The 15,994-nt window shown below is 64.6% G+C and carries 16 protein-coding genes; 9 read left to right on the plus strand and 7 right to left on the minus strand.

The window, feature by feature from the left end; translation table 11 throughout:
• Positions 1–22: 22 nt before the first annotated feature.
• The 5 genes from B5X69_RS08320 (at position 23) to B5X69_RS08340 (ending at position 1,759) form a co-directional block, all read left to right on the plus strand.
• Positions 23–343, plus strand: coding sequence for a hypothetical protein (locus B5X69_RS08320; RefSeq protein ID WP_079638245.1), 321 nt, complete (start codon positions 23–25; stop codon positions 341–343).
• A gap of 11 nt (positions 344–354) precedes the next feature.
• Complete coding sequence (locus B5X69_RS08325) at positions 355–627, plus strand: hypothetical protein (RefSeq protein ID WP_079638246.1); 273 nt, start codon at positions 355–357, stop codon at positions 625–627.
• 34 nt (positions 628–661) lie between these two features.
• The gene (locus B5X69_RS08330) at positions 662–925 is read left to right on the plus strand and encodes a hypothetical protein (protein WP_079638247.1); all 264 of its coding nucleotides are present in this window, start codon (positions 662–664) and stop codon (positions 923–925) included.
• 23 nt (positions 926–948) lie between these two features.
• Positions 949–1,203, plus strand: coding sequence for a hypothetical protein (locus B5X69_RS08335; protein WP_079638248.1), 255 nt, complete (start codon positions 949–951; stop codon positions 1,201–1,203).
• Between the two features lie 148 nt (positions 1,204–1,351).
• Entirely contained in the window at positions 1,352–1,759 is a 408-nt protein-coding gene (locus tag B5X69_RS08340; protein WP_079638249.1) for a SufE family protein, read from the plus strand.
• Between the two features lie 92 nt (positions 1,760–1,851).
• Here the strand turns inward: B5X69_RS08340 and B5X69_RS22225 are convergent, their stop codons facing one another.
• The gene (locus B5X69_RS22225; protein ID WP_079638250.1) at positions 1,852–2,607 is read right to left on the minus strand and encodes a cold-shock protein; all 756 of its coding nucleotides are present in this window, start codon (positions 2,605–2,607) and stop codon (positions 1,852–1,854) included.
• Between the two features lie 261 nt (positions 2,608–2,868).
• On the opposite strand from B5X69_RS22225, the gene B5X69_RS08350 reads away from it, so the two are divergent.
• From B5X69_RS08350 to B5X69_RS08370, 4 genes are all read left to right on the plus strand, one after another.
• On the plus strand, positions 2,869–3,486 hold the full coding sequence (locus tag B5X69_RS08350) for a ribonuclease D (protein ID WP_079638251.1): 618 nt from the start codon (positions 2,869–2,871) through the stop codon (positions 3,484–3,486).
• A 21-nt stretch (positions 3,487–3,507) separates the two neighbouring features.
• Positions 3,508–4,146 carry an LPS export ABC transporter periplasmic protein LptC gene (locus tag B5X69_RS08355; protein WP_079638252.1) on the plus strand — a complete coding sequence of 213 codons (639 nt, stop codon included), beginning with the start codon at positions 3,508–3,510 and terminating at the stop codon, positions 4,144–4,146.
• Positions 4,143–4,736, plus strand: a complete 594-nt coding sequence (locus tag B5X69_RS08360) for an LptA/OstA family protein (protein WP_079638253.1) — start codon at positions 4,143–4,145, stop codon at positions 4,734–4,736. Before B5X69_RS08355 ends, B5X69_RS08360 begins: the two co-directional genes overlap by 4 nt.
• Positions 4,737–5,160: 424 nt before the next feature.
• Positions 5,161–6,975, plus strand: a complete 1,815-nt coding sequence (locus B5X69_RS08370; RefSeq protein WP_079638255.1) for an ABCB family ABC transporter ATP-binding protein/permease — start codon at positions 5,161–5,163, stop codon at positions 6,973–6,975.
• 117 nt (positions 6,976–7,092) lie between these two features.
• Here the strand turns inward: B5X69_RS08370 and B5X69_RS08375 are convergent, their stop codons facing one another.
• The 6 genes from B5X69_RS08375 to B5X69_RS08400 all read right to left on the minus strand — a co-directional run bounded on the left by B5X69_RS08375 (position 7,093) and on the right by B5X69_RS08400 (position 15,806).
• Complete coding sequence (locus B5X69_RS08375) at positions 7,093–9,636, minus strand: TonB-dependent receptor (protein ID WP_079638256.1); 2,544 nt, start codon at positions 9,634–9,636, stop codon at positions 7,093–7,095.
• A 317-nt stretch (positions 9,637–9,953) separates the two neighbouring features.
• Positions 9,954–11,222: an ATP-dependent Clp protease ATP-binding subunit ClpX gene (gene clpX / locus B5X69_RS08380; protein ID WP_053555150.1), complete on the minus strand. Its 1,269-nt coding sequence runs from the start codon at positions 11,220–11,222 to the stop codon at positions 9,954–9,956.
• 184 nt (positions 11,223–11,406) lie between these two features.
• Positions 11,407–12,057: an ATP-dependent Clp endopeptidase proteolytic subunit ClpP gene (clpP, locus tag B5X69_RS08385; protein WP_053555149.1), complete on the minus strand. Its 651-nt coding sequence runs from the start codon at positions 12,055–12,057 to the stop codon at positions 11,407–11,409.
• Positions 12,058–12,235: 178 nt separating this feature from the next.
• Complete coding sequence (fdxA, locus tag B5X69_RS08390; RefSeq protein WP_053555148.1) at positions 12,236–12,574, minus strand: ferredoxin FdxA; 339 nt, start codon at positions 12,572–12,574, stop codon at positions 12,236–12,238.
• 113 nt (positions 12,575–12,687) lie between these two features.
• Positions 12,688–13,047, minus strand: a complete 360-nt coding sequence (locus tag B5X69_RS08395) for an RNA-binding S4 domain-containing protein (protein WP_079638257.1) — start codon at positions 13,045–13,047, stop codon at positions 12,688–12,690.
• The gene (locus B5X69_RS08400) at positions 13,047–15,806 is read right to left on the minus strand and encodes a helicase-related protein (RefSeq protein WP_079638326.1); all 2,760 of its coding nucleotides are present in this window, start codon (positions 15,804–15,806) and stop codon (positions 13,047–13,049) included. The genes B5X69_RS08395 and B5X69_RS08400 overlap by 1 nt, the downstream gene beginning before the upstream one ends.
• Positions 15,807–15,994 lie beyond the last annotated feature (188 nt).

Below are 15,994 nucleotides of genomic sequence, written 5' to 3' on the forward strand. Positions count from 1 at the left end.
GAGCTATGAGAGAGGATGGGATATGAACGCATTGACGGTCATCGGCGCCATTGCCCCGATCGTGACAATCATCACGGTAGTGGCGATCGGCGGCTGGGTCTTCACCACCTGGCTTCGCATCAAGAACGGTTATCCGCTCGACGGGGCCTGGGGGCAGGCGGTTTACCCCAAGACCAGCGACGAGACGGTCGAGCGCGTCAAACTGCTCAGCCAGGAAAATGCCCAGCTTCGCGCCGAGCTAGGCTCGGTCAAGGACCGGCTGGCGGTGATCGAGCGCATCGTGACCGATGAAAGCCACCGCGTGGCGAGCGAAATCGAGGCGCTGCGGCGCCCGGCGAACTGAGGAGATAGACGATGAACGGCACCTTTGTCCTCGGCTTCTTCTTCATCGTCGTCGGCATCCCGGTGATCTTCGGCATCGCCGCCGACATGTACAAGAGACACCTGAAATTCAAGGAACGGCAACTGACGGCGATCACCCATGAAGCCGCGGAAAGGGCGGCCCAATATGCGGCCCAGACCCAGCGGCTTGAGGAACGCGTCCGCGTCCTCGAACGCATCGTGACCGACAAGGGCATCGACGTCGCCGACGAAATCGAAAGGCTGCGCGACGCGCCGCTCAACTGAAAAACAACAAGAATCAGGCGAAAGGATCTTCCCCATGAACCCCTTTGAAATGGTCATCGGCATCGTCCTCATCGTGACGATCGGCAGCATCGTCCGCGCGAAGTACGGCGTGCGGCGCGACCATCGCGGCGGCGAGTATTTCGTCGGCCAGGACACTGCCGAGACCAAGGCGCTGCAGGCCGAGATCCGCGCGCTCAAGGAGCGCATCCAGGTTCTCGAACGCATCGCCACCGATCACAACCGGGCCGCCACCCTCGACGAAGAGATCGAGAAACTGCGCGACCGGTCTCTCCCGTAACGCGACGAAGAAGGAGCCGACCCATGGCCGCCATAACGTCCGACATCAGCATAAATCTCATCACTGCCGCGATTGCGCTGAGCGCGCTCACCATCATCAGCCTTGTCGCGCTGCGCGGCTGGCGCGACTGGATCCAGCTCAAGCGCGAGGAACTCGCCGCGGGCCGCGCCCCGGCGCAGGAGGCGAGCACACAGCATGCCGGATCGCGCATCGAGATCGCCGACCTTAAGGAACGGCTGCGCAAGCTTGAGGCCATCGCTGCTGGCGTAGATCTTTAGGAGCTCGCAGGATCGTCCGTACCAGGCGAAGGCGAGGCGCCGGCAGCCAGCCGCTCTGTCCACCGCCTGCCGCGCCTTCGTCCAGCCCGCATCGCGAAATGCCGGGGCTATCTTCCCACCGGACGTCAAATCTGCCACTGCCGCGCCTATGCGCAGCCTCTCCGACATTTTCGACGAATATGATTTCCTCGACGGCGACGATCGCTATCGCCTCCTGATCGAACTGGGGCGCGAGCTCGAACCGATGCCCGATGCGCTCAAGACCGACGCGACGCTGGTGCGGGGCTGCTCGGCGAGCGTCTGGGTCTATCCGGTGCCGCGCGACGATGGCCGGCTCCACTTTCTCGCCGACAGCAATGCCGCGATCACCAAGGGCATTGTCGCGCTGGTCCTCGCCGCGGTGCAGGACAAGCCCGCGTCCGAAGTCGCCGGCATGGACATCGCCGCCGCGCTCGCCCCCTTTGAGCTTACACGCCAGCTTTCGTCGAACCGCACCCAGGGCGTGCCCAACATGATCGCGCTGGTTCAGGATACCGCCCGCCGCCTCTCGAGCTGACCGCGCGGCCGGGTGCCCGGCCGAGCCGCTGTCCCAACGAAAAAGGGCGGCCCCGCAGGACCGCCCTTCGTCTTGTCGCTGGCGCCGCGGGCTCAATCGCTCGCGGGCTGAAGGTTCACCGCCGCGAATTTGCCGCGGTCGTCGACCTCGATGTCAAAGGCAACGCGGTCGCCCTCTTCGAGGCCCGCCATGCCGGCGCGCTGCACCGCGCTGATGTGGACAAAGGCGTCCGCCTGCCCATCGTCGCGCGCAATGAAGCCGAAGCCCTTCGTCGTGTTGAAGAATTTGACTGTGCCCGAAGTGCGCTCGCCGGTCAGCTGACGCCGGCCGCGCGCACCGCCGGGGCGATCCTCGCGCTGACGCGGCGAGAAGTCCTCGACCGGTAGCGGTTCGCCTTCGATCTTGAGGTCGATCGCCGACACCTTGCCGTTGCGTTCGACGAGCGTGAAGGCAAGCGGCTGCCCCGAGGCAAGGCCCTGCAGACCGGCCTGCTCGACTGCGCTGATATGCACGAACACATCTTCGCCGCCATCGTCGCGGGCGACGAAGCCGAAGCCCTTCGAGGGATTGAAGAATTTGACCGTGCCCTGGCCCTCGCCGACAACCTGCGCCGGCATGCCGCCGCCGCGTCCACCGCCGAAGCCGCCGCGATCGCCGCCGCCGAAGCCGCCACGATCACCGCCGAAGCCCCCGCGGTCGCTATAGCCGCCGCTGCGGTCGCCATAACCGCCGCGCGGGCCGCCGAAGCTATCGCCGCCGTAAGGCGACGGTTCGAAGCTGTCGAAATTTCCGAAATCATCGCGCTTACCGCGTCCCCGATGGCCACGGCGATCCTTGTTGAAACTCATTGCTTAGTAGTCGCTTTCGGTTCGTCCACGCCCTATTGAACCGGCTCCTTGCGCCGGACGGGGACGCAGTTCACCACAGGCACAGACTCGCCCCGTGCCACCAAGGGCGCAATATATAACCTATAAGGGCGGCTTCTGCGAACAGAAAATTCAAGGATACTGTGGCGTCTTTGCCACGCTTGAACGTGGCGCGACGCCGTTCCTCGCTGTTGGGGAAAACCAGTCATTGAGCGGCGGGGCAACAGGCTCTAAGGCGAGGCGATGAGCGTATATTTTCACGAAGAGGACCTGCCCGAAGGCGTATTGGGGCCGGGCCCGGTCGCGATCGACACCGAAACAATGGGTTTGAACCCGCTGCGCGACCGGCTGTGTCTCGTCCAGATCAGTGACGGAACGGGCGACGAGCATCTCGTCCGCTTCGGTCCTGGCAGCGCTTATGACGCGCCGGTGCTCAAAGCCATCCTGACCGACCCAGAGCGGCTGAAGCTTTTTCATTTCGCGCGATTCGACATTGCTGCGCTCCAGCATGCGCTCGGGGTCGTCACTGCACCCGTCTACTGCACGAAGATCGCCTCGAAGCTGGTGCGCACCTACACCGACCGCCACGGGCTCAAGGAACTCGTCCGCGAACTGCTCGGCCAGGAAGTGTCGAAGCAGCAGCAGTCGAGCGACTGGGGCGCTGCGGTCCTGAGCGAGGCGCAGCGCGATTATGCCGCGAGCGATGTGCGCTTCCTCCACGCGATGAAGGAGGTGCTTGATGCGCGGCTCGCGCGCGAAGGCCGCACGCATCTGGCGCAAGCCTGCTTCGATTTCCTGCCGACGCGCGCCGCGCTCGACCTTGCGGGCTGGCCCGAGGTCGATATTTTCTCGCACAGCTAGGGAGCGAACCGGAAAGCGACGATGTCCGAACGTGCCGAACTCGACCGGACGATGCGGCAATTGTGGGCGGCCAAGGGGTCGAGCCACGACAGGGTCGTGCGTATCCTGCGCGTGGGCTTGCCGCTCGTTATCGGGGTGGTGGCCGCGGTGCTCGTCTTTTCCCCATTTACGCAGCGCAGCGAGGTGAGCTTTCTGCTCGCGAAGGACAAGGTCGAGGTCGCGAAGGAGCGGATGCGCGTCACCCGCGCCGAATATCGGGGCCAGGATGGCAAGGGCCAGCCTTTCGCGCTGATCGCGGGAAGCGCGGTGCAGAAATCAAGCGCCGAGCCGATCGTGCGGATGACGGACCTGTCGGGTGCGATCCGGCTCGAGGACGGCCCGGCGACGATCGCGGCCAAGCAGAGCCTTTACAACATGGACACTGAAAAGGTCCTTGTCCCTGGCGAAGTGCTGGTGAAAAGCGCCGACGGCTATCGCATCGTTGCCGACGGCGTGGCGTTCGACCTCAAGAATCGCAGCCTCGCGGGCAGCAGCGGAGTCCAAGGTGCGTTGAACATCGGGCAATTTTCGGCCAACCAGCTTTATGCCGACCTCGATACGCGGATTGTGCGCCTGTCGGGCAATGCGCGGCTGCGGATCAATCAGGGAGTGATCAGATGAACCGCCCACCCGCGCCGCGCGCCTTTGGCTGGAAGAGCCTGGCGCTCGCAGGCGCCAGCTTCGCGGCGACCAGCCTTGCGATCCTCGCCACGGGCGGCGGCGCGCCGGCCCATGCCCAGGCGCTCGCCAATCACAACAGTAATGCGCCTGTGGATTTTGCCGCCAATGTTATCGAGGTGCAGGACCGGTCCGACCGCGTCGTTATCTCGGGCAATGTGCGGGTGACACAGGCGGGGATGACCCTGACCGCGCAGCGAATGACCGTGGCCTACACCCGTGCGGGGGGCACTGACGTCAACAGGCTCGACGCCTCGGGCGGGGTTACCGTGACCAAGGGTGACGAGACCGCGAAGGGAAACGTCGCCATTTATGACCTGGAGCGGCGCTTGATCACCATGGTCGGCAATGTCGAGCTGCGCCAGGGAGCGAACCGCCTGTCGGGCGGGCGGATGGTGATCGACCTCAATTCAGGGCGCGCTACCGTCGATGGGCGCGGCGCGGCGCGCGGACCCGATGGAAATCCCGTGCAAGGCGGCACCGGCGGGCGGGTGACGGGCACGTTCACCGTACCGCAGCGCACGAGCCAATAGCGGCAATAGAGCGGTAACCAATCCGTTAAACCGGGACGAAACCATGCGCTCTGAATATCGCGGCAGGGACCAGATTCACCGCGGCGGGCCGGGGGGCGACGCCGCTTAGCGAGGTTTGCCCCTCATGCGTCTGTTCGCTCCCCTTGTCCCGCCCCGCCGTCCGAGCTTTGGCCGCCGCCAGGCTCCTCATCCCCAACCGCCTGTCCTTGCCGGACCCGATGCGGAGGCGCGGCGGCTGATCGATCGCATTCTGCGGCACGCGGGCAAGCGCGAGAGGCGGTAGGCGGCCGGCATCCACGCGTCGGCCGACATACCATAATCCATGCAGCCTACCCGGCGCCGGGTGCGCTCCTAAGGTCAAGCGCGGTCCTGTTTGACCGCGCCGGCTTGGCGTTCGGCTCCTCAGCTCCTACATGGCGTCTCCATGCCGCCCGACACCTCCACTTCCGCCGATGCGGCACGCGAACCGCCTGTTCTGGCGACGCTGAAGCGTTTCCTGCCCTATCTGTGGCCGGCCGGGCACCGCGAGCACAAGATCCGCATCATCCTCGCTGCAACGATCGTGCTCGCGTCGAAGGGCGTGCAGCTTTCAATGGGTTTTCTCTATGGCGCTGCGATCGACCGCATGGCGCCCGGGATGGAGGAAGGCGCCGCGCTCGCGATCGGCCTCGTGCTCGCCTATGCCGGCGCGCGCTTTGCCGGGGTGCTGTTCGATAATCTGCGCAATGTCGTGTTCGAGCGCGTCGGTCAGGACGCGACGCGCGAGCTGGCAATCGCGACCTTCACGCACCTCCATGCCCTGAGCCTGCGGTTTCATCTCGCGCGCCGAACGGGCGAGGTTACGAAGGTGATCGAGCGGGGGACCAAGAGCATCGATACGATGCTCTATTTCCTCCTGTTCAATATCGCGCCGACACTGATCGAACTGGTCGCGGTATTGGTCATCTTCTGGAGCAAGTTCAGCCTGGGACTCGCGGGTGCGACGGCGCTGATGGTGGTCGTCTACATCGGCTTTACGCGGCGCGTGACCGACTGGCGCAACGCGCTGCGCACCCGGATGAACGACCTCGACACACTGACCGTCGGGCGCAGTGTCGACAGCCTGCTCAATTACGAGACAGTCAAATATTTTGGCGCCGAGGAGCGCGAGGCGGCGCGCTATCGCGACGTCGCCGACCAATATGCACGTGCCGCGGTGAAGAGCGAGAACAGCCTCGCCTGGCTCAACATCGGGCAGAGCCTGATCACCAACGCCGCGATGGCGGGGGCTATGGCCTATACAGTGTGGGGCTGGTCGAAGGGGCAGTTCGCGGTCGGCGACGTCGTGCTGGTGAACACGCTGCTCGCCCAGCTTTTCCGCCCGCTCGATATGCTCGGCATGGTGTACCGGATCATCCGCCAGGGGCTGATCGATATGGAGGCGATGTTCCGCCTGATCGACACGCCGCCCGAAATCCGTGATGCCGAGGGCGCCCCGCCGCTGGCTATCAATGGCGGCGCGGTGATTTTCGAGAATGTGGTCTTCGGCTATGAGAGCGACCGGACGATCCTGAACGGCGTGAGCTTTGCGGTGGGCGCGGGCGAGACGCTGGCGATCGTCGGACCCTCGGGGGCAGGCAAGTCGACGATCGCGCGGCTGCTCTTTCGCTTTTATGACCCGCAGGGCGGGCGGATCCTGATCGACGGGCAGGACATCAAGGCGGTGACGCAGGCAAGCCTGCGCGCGGGGATCGGTATCGTTCCGCAGGATACGGTGCTGTTCAACGATTCCATCGGCTACAACATCGCCTATGGCTGCGCCGATGCGAGCGTCGACGAGATTACTGCGGCGGCGGAGGGCGCTGCGATCGACGGCTTCATTGCGCTCCTGCCGCAAGGCTATGAGACCGAGGTCGGCGAGCGCGGGCTCAAGCTGTCGGGGGGCGAGAAGCAGCGCGTCGCGATCGCACGGACACTCCTCAAAAACCCGCCGATCCTGATCCTCGATGAAGCAACGAGCGCGCTCGACAGCCGCACCGAGGCGGCGATCCAGGCGACGCTCGAGCGCATCGCGGAGCGGCGCACGACGCTGGTGATCGCGCATCGCCTGTCGACGGTGGTGAATGCCGACCGGATCATCGTGCTGGAAAGGGGCCGGGTCGCCGAAACGGGTACGCACGAACAGCTGCTCGCCATGCGCGGCCTCTACGCCGACATGTGGGCGCGTCAGCAGGCGGAGAAGGAAGAGGGGACGGTGTAGGGGGAGTCGCAGGGAGCGAGCCTCCGCAACCCCGCCGAGCAGCCGGCCGTGCCGTGCAGAAAAAAAAGGGCGCGGGAGCTGCCTCCCGCGCCCTGATCTTTTCGGTGAGGCCGCGGCTTAGAAGCCGACGACGATCGAGCCGATGAACGTGCGCGGCGCGCCGATCTGCACGAAGGGGGCCGAGTTGGTCGCCAGCTGACCGTCGAAACCGCCGACATAGAGCTTGTCGAACAGATTGGAGACGTTGAACTGGAAGTAGGTCTTGTCGCCGAGACCCGCCCATTCGAGCCCAAGGCGCGCGTCAAGATCGACCAGCGTATAAGCCGGCGTCTTCGCGCCATAGACATCCACTCCGCCGATCGTCAGCGGGAGATTCTGGTCGTTCACATAGCGCGGACCGGTCCGCTTGACCTGCGCGCCGAGCTGGATCGGGCCCAGCTCGCCCTGGACGCGGCCGCCGAAGGTGTAGACCGGCGCACCCGATTCGCGTTTGCCAGCGGTCGGCGCATAGATCGGGTCGCCGTTGCCGTCGATGCCGTTCAGCACGTCGTCCTTGATCTTCGACTTCAGGTACGAACCGAAAGCATAGATCGAGAATTCGGGAATCGGACGATAGGAGATGCTGCCGTCGATGCCATATTTGTCCACGCGACCGAGGTTGCGATAGACGTTGCGTTCAGTCTCAGGGTCAAACGAGGAGGCGAGACGATCATTGAAGATCGTGTACCACAGTCCAACCTGCGCCTGGATCTGGCTGCTGCTGTAGCGCACACCCGCGTCGAAATTGTCGGTCGTTTCCGGGGCCGGATTCGCCGACGGCGTGTTCGCCGGGAAGTAGAAGGCGTTGTAGAGGTTGTCGGTGCCGGGGACCTGAACGCCCTTCGAATAGTTGGCAAAGATGCTGAAAGCATCGGTCAGGTCATAGGTCAGGCCGACGTTCGGCGTGAACTTGTTGTATTTGCGAACGCGGCGCTGCGGGCCCTGCGTATCAAAGGTCACACCCGCGACCGTCTGGGTCGGGTTGGCTGCGAGCCAGGCTTCGAGGCCGTCGGTGTTGGTGCCGAAGCATTCGACAAAGCCGGTCACGCTTGAGGTGGCGCAATAATTTGTCAGGTCGCGCTTGAACATCTTGTATGCACCGCCGACCTGAATGGTCAGCGCGCCGAACTCGCCGCGATATTCACCGCCGAACATGTTCAGCATGGCGATCGACTTGCGGTCGCGCTTTTGCAGGACATGGCCGTCGACATCGGTCAGCGGATCGTTGACCGGGAAGACGTCGATCGGCGAGCCATCGAGCTTGAGGAAGCCCGTCTGACCGGTCTGGCGGTGGCTGGCGCGATCGAAGCTATAGAAGACGCGGAAGGTATTGCTGTCATCGAGCTCGTAACGGAGGCCGGCGATGACGCCAATGCGGTCGGTCTGCGTTTGGCTGGGCGCCAGGACGCGGACGGTGTCGAGAATGTCGCCATCGCCATTGAGATCGCGGCCATAATAGGGCGAGCCCGACATGTAGCCGGTCTGCAGCGAGACGCCCGCTCCAGGATCGACGTCGCGGAAACCTTCGTTTCCGGTCGCGGTGCCGCCGCCGTTCGCCTTCACATATTGATAGCTCGGGTCAATCGTCAGCACGAGGCCGTCCGACAGGGTGAAGCGCGAGTTGATGCGGATGTTGCCGGTGTTCGACGGGTTGAAGCGTTCGTCGAAGGTCGAACCGCAGCTGTTAGCCGTGTCACGAACGCCCGGAGTCGCTACCGTGTTGATCTGGCAGCGCGCGATCCCGTAATCGCGTTCGTCTTTCGTCTGCGGGAAGCCAGCCGGAACGTCGCGGTCATTGCGCAGCGCGACCGAACCGAAGAAGTTGTTGCGGTTCTGGTTGTAATGGCCCGAGATCGCGACGAAGTCGCCATTGTCGCCGATCGGCTGATAGATTTTGGCATTATACTGCTGCTTGTTAATCTGCCCCTTGTGCGACGGGACACCGGGCAGATCGACATTGCCGAATACCGTATCGTTGGTCGCGCTGCTGGCGGAGAAAAAGGCGCGCGTACCCCAGGGGGTGAAGACGCCGGTGTCCACCATTCCGAAGACGCGGAAGAAGCTGAAGTCGCCGGCCGAACCGACCAGCTTGACGCCAAACTCCTCGCCCGGGTTGCGGGTGCGGTAGTTGACGGTGGAACCCGAAGCCGCGGCGGTCGGGCTGTCGACGTCGGTCGAACCCAGGTTGACGTTCACCTGTTCGATCAGCTCGGGGTCGAGCTGCTGGTTCGAGTAGAGCGCATAGTTACCCGAGTCGTTGAGCGGAATACCGTCGAACGTCTGGTTGATGCGGGTATTGTCGAAGCCGCGGATCGTCATCTTGCCGCCGGCCGATCCAAACGGGTCGTTGTTCTGGAAGCTGACGCCAGGAAGCTGATTGATGATGTCGTTGACGGTCTGGCCCGGCGCCTGATGCGCGATGAATTCCTGCGTCAGAACGGCCTTCGCCTTGGTCGTGTCGGGCGCGACAACGCCCGCCACGCCCTGGTTCGCACGCGAACCGGTGACGACGATCTCGTTTTCGAAGTCCTGCGAACCCGTCGACTGTGCAAAGGCGGGCGAGGAAAGCAACGCGACGGGAAGCAGCGCGCAGCTAGCGGCGAGCGAATGACGAAATTTCATTTCAGAATGTCCCCTTGGTGGATGGCTGGCCGTAGCGTGCAACAGGCACGCGATAACCTGGCCGGGCCCCTGACGCCCCTCTATGGCATGATTGTGACAGTGCAACCCCGCCGCTGGCCTCCCGCGAACAGGACGCGGCGGAAAAGCGCGGTTTTTCCGTTACAATGACGGGGAAGCTATCCGCCGAAGGGGGCGTTTTTTCGGCAACTGTTGCTGCAATGCAACATTGCGCCAGGGCGACTCGGCCTAACCCCCATTCCCTCGTTCGAGGGTCAGATAAGCGGGTGAGGCAGCTCTTCCTCAGCGCGCCGTCCCGTTCAGGCGGCGTCGCCGGCTTCCTTCGCCTTGTCGGCATAGACGCGCACCGGCTGCTTGCGACCCTCGACGACATCCTTGTCGACGACGATCTCGACCACGTCGGTGAGGTCGGGTAGATCGAACATGGTGTCGAGCAGGATCGCCTCGACGATCGAGCGAAGACCGCGCGCACCCGTTTTGCGTTCGATCGCCTTCTTGGCGACCGCGACCAGCGCGTCGTCGGTAAAGGTCAGCGCGACCTCCTCGAGGTCGAAAAGCTTCTTGTACTGCTTCACCAGCGCATTCTTGGGCTCGCCCAGAATCTTGACCAGCGCGTCAACGTCGAGATCCTCGAGCGTCGCGATGACGGGCAAGCGCCCGACGAATTCGGGGATCAGACCGAATTTGAGAAGATCCTCAGGCTCGATCTGCTTCAGCACTTCGCCCGCGCGGCGCTCGTCAGGCCCCGCGACATGCGCGCCGAAGCCGATCGACTTGCCCTGCAGGCGGTCGCCGATGATCTTTTCGAGGCCGGCAAAGGCGCCGCCCGCGATGAAGAGGATGTTCGTCGTGTCGACCTGCAGAAATTCCTGTTGCGGATGCTTGCGGCCGCCCTGCGGGGGAACGCTCGCGGTCGTGCCTTCCATCAGCTTCAAAAGCGCCTGCTGCACGCCCTCGCCCGACACGTCGCGGGTTATCGAGGGATTTTCGGCCTTGCGGCTGATCTTGTCGATCTCGTCGATATAGACGATGCCGCGCTGCGCCTTTTCGACATTATAGTCAGAGGCCTGGAGCAGCTTGAGGATGATATTCTCGACATCTTCGCCGACATAGCCCGCTTCGGTGAGCGTCGTCGCGTCGGCCATGGTGAAGGGCACGTCGAGAAAGCGCGCGAGCGTCTGCGCGAGCAGCGTCTTGCCGCTGCCCGTCGGGCCGACGAGCAGAATGTTGGATTTGGCAAGCTCGACATCATCGCCGCGCCCCGAGTTGGCGAGCCGCTTGTAATGGTTGTGCACCGCGACCGACAGGACGCGCTTGGCCGTGTTCTGTCCGATCACATAGGCGTCGAGATGCTGGCAGATTTCCAGCGGCGTCGGCACCGCGCCATCCTTGCGCGCGGCGACTGCGCCCTTGATCTCTTCGCGGATGATGTCGTTGCACAGCTCGACGCATTCGTCGCAGATGAACACGGTCGGCCCGGCAATCAGCTTGCGGACTTCGTGCTGCGACTTGCCGCAGAAGGAGCAGTAGAGAGTGCTCTTGCTGTCCGAGCCGCTCAATTTCGTCATAAAACTTCCTTTGGCCGACGCCGAAATGAGCGCCAGCGCCTATATCCTAGCCCCCGTCCATCCAATTACAATATGGCAATTGGCTGACTTGCAGACAATGTTCCGACCCGGATCCCATCATGGGGCAGGGCGGCGAAAGACGCGTCAAGAAACGCGGTTACCGCAATCTTGTCGCGTCCACCGATCAGGGCGTGGGGCCTTCGCTCAGCTCGCTCGGAGTCTCCGCGTCGGGCATGCCGGGACGGCGGTCGAATACCTGGTCGACGATGCCGAATTCCTTGGCCTCGTCAGCCTCGAGGAAAGTGTCGCGATCCATCGCTTTCTCGATCTCTTTCAGAGACTTGCCGGTATATTTCACATAGAGATCGTTCATCCGCTTGCGAATGCGCAGAATTTCCTTGGCCTGAATCTCGATGTCCGATGCCATGCCGCGCGCGCCGCCCGAGGGCTGGTGCACCATCACACGCGCGTTCGCCAGCGCAACGCGCATGCCGGGCTCGCCGGCTGCAAGCAGGAAGCTGCCCATCGACGCTGCCTGGCCGATACATACCGTACCGACGCGCGGGCGGATATATTGCATCGTATCGTGGATCGCCATGCCCGCCGTGACGACGCCGCCCGGCGAGTTGATGTACATATAAATGTCCTTTTTCGGATTTTCCGATTCGAGGAACAAAAGCTGGGCGACGATCAGCGAGGCCATCTGGTCTTCCACCTCGCCGGTCACGAAGACGATCCTTTCGCGCAGCAGACGGGAAAAGATGTCAAAGCTGCGTTCGCCGCGGCTCGTCTGTTCGACGACAACGGGAACAAGGGCGGCGAGCGGATCGATCATTGGAATTCTGTCCTTATATTTGCCGGGCTGTCCGGTCCAAAACCGGCGGGTGGCCCTTCCACGCTTTACATCGGCGGCAATGCCCAGCGTTTCAAGGGGGCAAAATCGCCGCGGCTGCCTCAAACAGAAAAGGGCGGGAAGCACCCGCCCCGATCCACCTTTTCACATCGGCTGAGAATCAATCGCCCTCGCCAGGCTCGGGAGAGAAGAATTTTTCAAATTTCCCATCGACGCCCTTATATTCATCGGCGTCGGCGGGGCTGTCCTTCTTGGTCGTGATGTTCGGCCATTCGGCGCTGAACTTGCTGTTGACCTCGAGCCATTTCTCGAGCCCGCTTTCGGTGTCGGGCAAGATTGCCTCGGCCGGGCATTCGGGTTCGCAGACGCCGCAGTCGATGCACTCGTTGGGGTTGATGACGAGCATATTCTCGCCCTCATAGAAACAGTCGACCGGACAGACCTCGACGCAGTCCATATATTTGCAGCGGATGCAGGCGTCGGTGACGACGTAGGTCATGGGTAACGGCTCCCTTATCGCGGCGCGCCGGCGCCGTTCGACTGTACTGATTCCCCGCCTCTATGCCGCGTGGCGGCGGCGCGTCAACGCTTTCGGGCAGTTGCGAATCACTTTCACTCCATAGGCTCGTCGGAGGCGTCGCGGCTAACAGCTTTTCCTTCGCCGCTGATAGCCGCGCTGGGGGGCGAAGGGGTCTCGGGGCCAAGTCGCAGATAATGCGCCTGCGCTTCGCTCGCGGGGCCCCGCCGTCCGGGAAGCGAGAGGAGGCGCAGCACCTCGATCCGTTCACCAACCGGAAGGACGAGCGTCTGGCCTGCGTGCACGGCGCACGACGCGCGCGTTACGCGCCGGCCATCAAGGCGGATATGTCCCGCTGCTATCAGAGCCTGGGCAAGGCTGCGCGAGCGCGCAAAGCGCAAATACCACAGCAGCTTGTCGAGCCTCATGCTTCCTGCCGCGCCAGGGCTCGCCATCAATCCTCCCGGGCGCCTGCAAGCAGGTCTGCCAGTCCCGCGAAGGGACTGTGGGGCGAGGGGCCCCGCCGCGCTGTGCGGTCGCCGCGCGCGGCCCGCGAGCCCGTGTGGGGAGCCTTGCCGCTTTTGCCTTTTTTCGCGCGGGGAGCCTTCTCGGAGCGCGGCACCTGCGTTTTGGGCGCGCCCGGGCGCGGCTCTGCGCCCTTGCGACGATGACGGGGACTGCGCCGCTTTTCGCCGCTGCGCCGCCCGAGCCAGCGCCAGCGCTCGAGCGCAGGATCGCCGACGCTGCGGAATCCGAAGCTGCCGAGCAGCGCACGCCGCGCGTCGGCATCAAGACCAAGCGAGGTGGCGAGCGCGGGGTCGATCGCGAAGCCCGGTAGCGCTTCGGCCTGGGCTTCGCTTTCCTCGGGCGCGTCGTTGTCGTGGTGCGGCTCGCCGCCGGCAATGGGCGCGGTCGGCGGCGCGGCGGCCTGCATCCGCGCGGCATGGGCCTGGCGCGCGAGCTTTTCGGCCATGTCGATGCGCAGCCATCCCGTCGCGCAGCGCCGAAAGCCGGCGAGGCGCAAGCCCTCGGGGCTGCCGTGCTTCTGGATGACTGCGCCATGGGGAGGAAGTTCGGGCATCGCGCTGCCCTGCTGCGCGGCCGCAAGCGCGGCGCGCCAACGCACCGCTTCGGGTTTCAGGAGCTGCGGATGAAAGATGTCGAGCGAGCCGATGGTCAGGCCGAGCTTGCGAAGTTGAGGCCGCTCCTCGGCGCTCATCGCGGTGAGCTGTTCATCGACGACGGCGCGTTCGACGAGTCCGCTGCCGTCAGCCATGGCCGCGAGCAAGGCGCGGACGCGCGGCGGCGTGAACAGGTCGCTCGCCGCCGCGCCCATGGCGGCGAGCGGTGCCGCGTGGCGCGCGAGCTGTTCAGCGACGAAGGTCTGCAGTCGCTCGGCGATCGCCTGCACCTGGGGCGGCTCGAGCCGGCGTAGCGCCGGTTCCAGGAGAATCGCGGGCTGAACGAGCGTTGTGCCCTTGGCGAGCGTCGCGATGACGTCGCCATGCCACGCAATCCGTGGCGGGGCGCCCGCTTCGCTGATCAGCGTCAGCGCGCTCCCATCGCCTTCGGCAAGCGCGGCCGCGCGCCGCGCGAGTTCGCCCCGCAGATGTTTCTCCGCGGCCGCGAGCAGCAACCGGTGATCGCTCGCCCGCGCCTGCGCATCGACCTTGAACTGGAATCCGGCGAGGGTCCCGATCGGCTCGCCGTCGACTGCAACTGTGCCGTCGGCGCCAACCGCGACCGGCAGCGCGGTGTGACGCTGCCCGGCATCGCGAATGAGAAGCGCAAGCCGGCGGTCGACAAAGCGCTGCGCCAGCGCGGCATGCAGCGCGTCGGACAGGCGCGTCTCGAGATCCTGCGTCTGCGCTGTCCAGCCTGCCGCGTCCGCGATCCAGTCGCCGCGCTGCGCGATGAAGCAGAGCGTGCGTACTGCGGCAATGCGGCTCGCAAGCTGATCGATATCACCCTCCACATCGTCGAGCCGTGCCAGCCGCCGCGCGAACCAGTCGGGGTCAATCATCCCGTTGCCGCTTGTCCGCCACTGCCAGAGCTTCAACACCGTGCGGCTGTGGTGCTCCGGGCCCAACTGTTCAAAATCGGGGAGGCCGCATGCATCCCATAGCCGTGCGACTGCCTCCGTATCGTTGGCGCGCGCGATAACTTCGATGTCGCCCGCAAGGTGCTTCAGCACCGCAAGGTCGACCGCCTCGGGTGCCGCGCGCAGCGCCGGATGGGCTGGCGGGCGGCCGAGGTCCGCTATCAGCCGGTCGAGCGAGTCGAAGCGAGGGCTGGGCTCGCGCCAGAACAGGCTCGCCAGCGGTGGGAAATGATGTCCCTCGATCGCGGCGATTTCCTCGGGCATCATGCCGCCCTGCGGCAGGCCGATGGTGCCGAAGCTCCCGTCCTGCTGGTGCCGCCCCGCGCGGCCCGCGATCTGGGCCATCTCGGCGATCGTCAGCCGGCGGACGCGGCGGCCGTCGAATTTCTGCAGGCTCGCAAAGGCGACGTGAGTGACATCGAGGTTGAGGCCCATGCCGATCGCATCGGTCGCGACGAGATAGTCGACCTCGCCCGCCTCGAACATTGCGACCTGGGCGTTGCGCGTTCGGGGACTGAGCGCGCCCATCACCACCGCCGCGCCCCCTGCAAAGCGGCGCAGCATCTCGGCGATCGCATAGACTTCATCGGCAGAAAAGGCGACGATCGCCGATCGCTTGGGTAGCCGCGAAAGCTTCATCGGCCCGGCGTAGCTGAGCGTCGAGAAGCGGGGGCGGGTGATGATCTCGGCCTCGGGCACCAGATCGCGAACGAGCCCGGTAATGCTCGCCGATCCCAGGATCATCGTTTCCTCGCGCCCTCGAGCCCGCAGCATCCGGTCGGTGAAAACATGTCCGCGCTCGGGGTCGGCGCCCAGTTGCGCCTCGTCGATGCCGACGAAGGCGACGTCGCGTTCGACAGGCAGCGCTTCCATCGTCCCGAGCAGATAGCGCGCGCCCGCGGGCATGATTCGCTCTTCCCCCGTGACAAGTCCGACCTGGCCAGCGCCCTTGATCGCGACAACGCGGTCATAAACCTCGCGTGCAAGCAGGCGCAACGGGAAGCCCATCATGCCGCTCGCATGGGCGGTCAGGCGCTCGACCGCCAAATGGGTTTTGCCGGTGTTGGTGGGGCCAAGGACGGCCTTGACCGGATGGGACGAGGGAGATGGCATATTCTTGTCGCGTGATGCTGGCATGGGCGGCCCGGCGGCGCAACCGTCGATCGCACGGAGGGCAGCCTTTTTCCGAACATGAGCCCAGAAGTCGCGCTCCTGCGCATCAACGTGCCCGCGCCACGGTTCGCCGCAGCGGCAGGCGCCATAACCCCCGTTAAATTGACTTTAACGGCCTTTATTTACAA

The sequence above is a fragment of the Sphingopyxis flava genome, from assembly GCF_900168005.1.
GTDB lineage: Bacteria > Pseudomonadota > Alphaproteobacteria > Sphingomonadales > Sphingomonadaceae > Sphingopyxis > Sphingopyxis flava.